Raw genomic sequence first — 871 nt, forward strand, 5'->3', positions numbered from 1 at the left:
GGATGCTGTCGGAACGGGGCCAACCAGACGGGATGAGCCAGAAGCAGCTGCTTCAAGCGCAGCACGTGACGTCCTCGTGGTCGTGTTCCTGCGTGTTGCCCGCTGCCGACGAGCGATCGGTCATTCCTCCGTCGGCGCGCCAGGTCACAAGTTCGAAAGCCACCCCTACTTCAGCCTCGGACGACTTCGATCGGGACTTGGCGAGGTGAACCCACGAGGCGATCGCGAACGCGACTCCCTGGCGCGACGACGTGGTCGTCGAGGTCCCGGCAACCACGCTGCCCGGCGATGTGGCCTTGCCGCACCTACCGGGCTTCTGATGTGGCGTAGCCTCGCCGCTTCGACGACGTCCGAGGCCCCTTCTACTCTCTGGTCATGACGGATCACACCGTTGGCCTCGACCCGCTGACGGCGCTCGCGACCTCGATGCACGCGCAGCCGGGCGTCTACGCGCTACTGCTTGGTTCCGGTGTCTCGACAGCATCAGGAGTGCCCACGGGGTGGGGTGTGCTCCGCCAGCTCGTGCTCCGTGCAGCGGCAGCTTCGGAGTCGCCGCTCGCTCTGGACGCCGATGACGAGGCGATCGAAGGGTGGTGGGCTGACCACGGCTCGGGCGAGACGCTCGGCTACTCCGTGTTGCTGGAATCGCTCGGCCAGACGCCGGCAATGCGCCGAGCGCTCCTCGCTGGATTCTTCGAGCCGACGGACGAAGACCGGACCGAGGGGCTCAAGATCCCCGGACCCGCGCACCATGCGGTCGCTGAGCTTGTCGCGCGCGGTGCCATACGCGTCATCCTCACGACCAACTTCGATCGACTGATCGAACAGGCGCTCGAAGGCAAATTGCGGTTGCCCGAGGTTGTCGAAAAAC

General features: G+C 66.0%; 1 pseudogene. It reads left to right on the forward strand.

Annotation, left to right across the window (positions count from 1 at the left end):
- Positions 1–375: 375 nt before the first annotated feature.
- Positions 376–871, forward strand: a pseudogene (locus ACFE67_RS05440) (hypothetical protein); the annotation flags it as partial.

The sequence above is a fragment of the uncultured Amnibacterium sp. genome (assembly GCF_964244015.1).
In the GTDB taxonomy this organism is placed as follows: Bacteria; Actinomycetota; Actinomycetes; order Actinomycetales; family Microbacteriaceae; genus Amnibacterium.